We start from the raw sequence: 3,560 nt of genomic DNA on the forward strand, positions 1-3,560 counted from the left end.
GTCGTCGCCCCAGTCGGGGCCGTTGCGGCCGAACGCGGCGAGCGGCGTCGGCACCGGCGAGAACGTGTTGGTCTCGTGGTTCATCCGGGCGATCAGGATCCTCATCGCGCACGCCCCTCCGCGATCCCGGCCGCGCCCAGCATCGCGTGCAGCAGCACATTGCAGCCGGCTTCCAGATGCGCGGGATCGGCATCCTCGATCTCGTTGTGGCTGATCCCGTCCTTGCACGGCACGAAGATCATCGCGGTCGGCGCGACGCGCGCAAGATACACGGCGTCGTGACCGGCACCGCTGATCACGTTCATCGACGACAGCCCGAGCGCGAGCGCGCCGGCGCGAACCTGCTCGACCAGCGTCGTGTCGAAGGGCTGCGGCGGAAAATACACGACCTGCTCGACGTCGATCCGCATGCCGGCCGACGTACCCAGGTCAGTGCACGCCGCGCGGAGTTCCGCATCCATCGCGGAGAGCGTCGCATCGTCCGCCGCGCGCAGGTCGACGGTCAGCGTCACGCGCCCCGGAATCACGTTGCGCGAATTCGGGTGGACGTCGACCCAGCCCACCGTACCGCGTCCGTGCGGCGGATGTGCGCATGCGATGCCGTTGACCGCGCGCACGAGATCGGCCGCGACCAGCAGCGCATCGCGCCGCAGCGCCATCGGCGTCGGGCCGGCATGCGCCTCCATCCCGTGTACGGTCACGTCATACCAGCGTTGGCCGAGCGCGCCCTCGACCACACCGATCGTCGTGTCATGGGCCTCCAGCACCGGCCCCTGCTCGATATGCGCTTCGAAATAGGCGCCGACCGGATGCGCGTCGCGCCCTTCGCTCTCATGGCCCGCGTAGCCGATCGCGGCCAGCGCGTCGCCCACCGAGATGCCGTCGCGGTCACGCTGCGCGAGCGCATGGTCGAGCGTGAACGCGCCCGCGAACACGCCGGAGCCCATCATCACGGGCACGAAACGCGAGCCTTCCTCGTTGGTCCAGACCGCGACCTCCAGCGGCGCCCGCGTGCGCACGCCCGCGTCGTCGAGCGTACGCAGCACCTCGAGGCCCGCGAGCACGCCGTAGTTGCCGTCGAACTTGCCGCCGGTCGGCTGCGTGTCGATATGGCTGCCGGTCGTCACGGGCGGCAGGTCGTCGCGTTCGCCCTCCCGCCGCGCGAAGATGTTGCCGATCGCGTCGACACGCACCGTGCAGCCGATTTCCTTCGCCCACGCGGTGAACAGGTCGCGCGCCTCGCGATCGAGTTCGGTGAGCGCGAGACGGCACACGCCCCCTTTGTCGGTCGCGCCGATCCGCGCGAGACGCATCAGGCTGCCCCACAGCCGCGCGCCGTCGACGCGCAAGCCGGACGCTGCGACGCCCGGTGTCGAATCCAGAACTTGCATCGATGGAACTCCTCGCAATGAAAGGGTGCGGCGCTTACGCGACGCCGACGCCCAGGTAACGGTCCTTTACCTCGTGATCGGCCATGAACGCCGCGTTGCTGCCTTCGTAGACGATCACGCCCTGTTCGATCACGAAGTGGCGATCCGCGAGCTGCGTGCACACTTCGAGGTTCTGTTCGACGAGCAGGATCGCGACGCCAGCCGCCTTGATCCGCTTCAGCTGCTCGACGATCTCCTCGACGATCACCGGCGCCAGCCCTTCCACCGGCTCGTCGAGCATCAGCAGGCGCGGATGGTTCATCAGCGCGCGGCCGATCGCGAGCATCTGCTGCTCGCCGCCCGACAGTTGCGCGCCGCCGTTGCGGCGGCGCTCCTTCAGGCGCGGGAAGATCCGGTAGATGTCGTCGAGCTGCCACGGCGAATCGCGGCGTGCGCCGAGCCGCAGGTTCTCCTCGACCGACAGCAGCCGGAAAATCCCGCGATGCTCGGGCACGAAGCACAGGCCGCGCGCAGCGATCCGATGCACGGGCTGCCCGGCGACCTGGCGCCCCAGGAACTTCACCGCGCCGCCGGTCGGCGCGACCGCGCCCGCGATCGTTTTCAGCGTCGTCGACTTGCCCGCGCCGTTGCGGCCGAGCAGCGTCACCGTCTCGCCTTCTTTCACGTTCAGGGAGACGCCCTGCAGCACATGGCTCTTGCCGTAATGGGCATGGATTTCCGTGATGTCGAGCATCATGCGCGGCCTCCCGTGATCATGTTGCCGAGATAGGCGGTACGGACACGCTCGTCGCCGCGAATCGCGTCGGGCTTGCCTTCGACCAGCACGCGGCCCTGCTGCATCACCGTGATCGTGTCGGAGATGTCCATCACGATCCCCATGTTGTGCTCGATCAGCACGACCGTGTAGTCGCTGCGCAATCCGCTGATCAGCGCCTTCATGTCGTCGAGATCGTCGATCCCCATGCCGGACGTCGGTTCGTCGAGAAAAATCGCGCGCGGCCGCGCCGCCAACGCCATCCCGACCTCGAGCCGGCGCTGCTGGCCGTGCGACAGCGCGGCGGTAACCGTGTCCGCAAAGCGCTGCAGGCCGAGCCGCTCCAGGACGTCGCCGACGATACCGTCGTGCGCGAGCGGGCCGCTCGGCTGCGTCCACGGATTCAGCGCGCGCCGCGCGTCGACGCCCTGCGCGGCCACGCGCAGGTTCTCGCGCACGCTCAGGTTCGGGAACAGGCTCGTCACCTGGAACGAGCGCGCGATGCCGCGCCGTACGCGCCTGAAATCCGGTTCGCGCGTGACGTCGTGGCCATCGAACACGATCGAGCCGGAGGTGATCGGCAGCGTGCCCGTCAGCGTATGGAACAGCGTCGTCTTGCCCGCGCCGTTCGGGCCGATCACCGAATGCACGGTGCGCGGCATGATCCGCAGATCGACGCCGCCGAGCGCCGTGAATTTGCCATAGCGCTTGACGATGCCGCGCGCTTCGAGAATCGCTTCGCTCATGCCTGCTCCCTGGTCGTAGCCGCCGTGCGTTCAGTGCGCCGCAGCGATGCGATCACGCGTTCGCCGAGCCCCCACAAGCCGCGCTGCATGAACAGGCTGACCGCGATCAGCACGATACCGAGCAGCAGCAGCCAGCGCGGCCAGAGCGTCGACAGCCAGTCCGCGAACAGCACGTAGAACGCGGCGCCGAGCACCGACGCGAACAGGTTGCCCGTGCCGCCGATCACCGTCATCACGAGGATCATCTCGCTCGTGTGATAGTCGATGTTCGACAGCGGCGCGATGCCGGTCATCAGCGCATGCAGCGCGCCCGCGAGCCCCGTCACCGCCCCCGAGATCACGAACGCCGCGAGCTTGAAGCGCTTCACGTCGTAGCCGGCCGCCGCCGCGCGCGCCTCGTTGTCGCGGATCGCGAGCAGCGTGCGGCCGAACACCGAACGCGACACGCGCAGCAGCAGCCAGAACACCGCGACGAACAGCACCGCGACGAAGCCGTAATAGCGCCACGGCGAATCGAGCACGACGAGCGGATGCCCGAAGGCGGACAACGCGGGGCGCGGGATATCGAGCAGCCCGTTGTCGCCGCCCGTGAGATCCGGCGTCGTATAGGCGAGGAAATAGAACAGTTGCCCGAACGCCAGCGTCAGCATCACGAAATAGGTGCCACGC

At 68.4% G+C, this 3,560-nt stretch carries 5 protein-coding genes; all 5 read right to left on the reverse strand.

Annotated elements, in window-relative coordinates; genetic code table 11:
* Nucleotides 1–105 (reverse strand): M81 family metallopeptidase (locus JYJ84_RS31540; RefSeq protein WP_205189932.1); only part of this gene is annotated, 105 nt, incomplete at its 3' end.
* Nucleotides 102–1,391 (reverse strand): Zn-dependent hydrolase, encoded by a 1,290-nt coding sequence (locus JYJ84_RS31545; protein ID WP_122950102.1) that lies wholly within the window; start codon nt 1,389–1,391, stop codon nt 102–104. The genes JYJ84_RS31545 and JYJ84_RS31540, both read right to left, overlap by 4 nt.
* A 34-nt stretch (nt 1,392–1,425) precedes the next feature.
* A complete protein-coding gene (locus JYJ84_RS31550) occupies nt 1,426–2,127 on the reverse strand; it encodes an ABC transporter ATP-binding protein (protein WP_122950103.1) in 702 nt (233 codons plus the stop codon).
* Nucleotides 2,124–2,891 carry an ABC transporter ATP-binding protein gene (locus tag JYJ84_RS31555; RefSeq protein ID WP_122950104.1) on the reverse strand — a complete coding sequence of 256 codons (768 nt, stop codon included), beginning with the start codon at nt 2,889–2,891 and terminating at the stop codon, nt 2,124–2,126. The genes JYJ84_RS31550 and JYJ84_RS31555 overlap by 4 nt, the downstream gene beginning before the upstream one ends.
* Nucleotides 2,888–3,560: branched-chain amino acid ABC transporter permease (locus tag JYJ84_RS31560; protein ID WP_205189931.1), on the reverse strand; the 673-nt coding region annotated here is incomplete at its 5' end. The genes JYJ84_RS31555 and JYJ84_RS31560, both read right to left, overlap by 4 nt.

Origin of the sequence: Burkholderia sp. LMG 13014 (assembly GCF_905232215.1) — a bacterium.
Classification (GTDB): Bacteria; Pseudomonadota; Gammaproteobacteria; order Burkholderiales; family Burkholderiaceae; genus Burkholderia.

Bases quoted from the DNA above. Each gene is read 5' to 3' on its own strand.
- JYJ84_RS31545 (WP_122950102.1), bottom strand. From the start codon at position 1,391: ATGCAAGTTCTGGATTCGACACCGGGCGTCGCAGCGTCCGGCTTGCGC.
- JYJ84_RS31550 (WP_122950103.1), bottom strand. From the start codon at position 2,127: ATGATGCTCGACATCACGGAAATCCATGCCCATTACGGCAAGAGCCAT.
- JYJ84_RS31555 (WP_122950104.1), bottom strand. From the start codon at position 2,891: ATGAGCGAAGCGATTCTCGAAGCGCGCGGCATCGTCAAGCGCTATGGC.